This is a genomic window from Streptomyces virginiae (genome assembly GCF_000720455.1).
In the GTDB taxonomy this organism is placed as follows: domain Bacteria; phylum Actinomycetota; class Actinomycetes; order Streptomycetales; family Streptomycetaceae; genus Streptomyces; species Streptomyces virginiae.
Genome location: NZ_JOAK01000091.1, coordinates 1 through 746 on the forward strand (window position 1 = coordinate 1; position 746 = coordinate 746).

The following is a 746-nucleotide window of genomic DNA, read 5'->3' on the forward strand; positions in this document are numbered from 1 at the left end:
TCAGTGTTGGCCATGGCGGCGGATCTCCCCACGCAGGTGTTCAGTGATCTCGAGGGACAGCTCGGCGACGTCCGCGTCCTCGATGCGGCGCGGCTGGGCGATGTCCACGGTCCATTCCTTGGCGACCCGTCCGGGGCGGGAGGAGAGCAGGACCACGCGTTGGGCGAGGCGGACGGCCTCGCGCACGTTGTGGGTGACGAAGAGGACCGAAAGGCCGGTCTCGGCCCAGATGCGGGTGAGTTCGCCGTGCAGGACGTCGCGGGTGATGGCGTCGAGGGCCGCGAAGGGTTCGTCCATCAGCAGCAGGCGGCTGTCCTGGGCGAGGGCTCGGGCCAGGGCGACGCGCTGGCGCATGCCGCCGGACAGTTCGTGGACGCGCTTGCCGTACGCGCCGCCGAGGCGGACCAGTTCCAGGAGGCGTTCGGCCTCGGGCCTGCGGTCGGCCTTGGCGACCCCGCGCAGGCGCAGGGCGAGTTCGATGTTCTTGCCGGCGGTCAGCCAGGGGAACAGGGCGTGTTCCTGGAACATGAGCGCGGGGCGGCCGCCGGGGGTCTCGATGGCTCCCGCGGTCGGCTTGTCGAGGCCTGCGACCAGGTTGAGCAGGGTGGACTTCCCGCAGCCGGAGGCCCCCAGGATGGTGACGAACTCTCCGGGAGCGACATCGAGGCTGATGTCGTCCAGGACGAGCTGCGATCCGGCCGGGCCGGAGAAGGACTTCGAGACGTGCTCGATACGGGCGGCGTGCG

The 746-nt window shown here is 70.8% G+C and carries 1 protein-coding gene; it reads right to left on the bottom strand.

The window, feature by feature from the left end:
* Positions 1 to 746, bottom strand: a 746-nt coding sequence (locus IG86_RS0138080; RefSeq protein WP_030834286.1) for an ABC transporter ATP-binding protein, incomplete at its 5' end; no start/stop codon positions are given.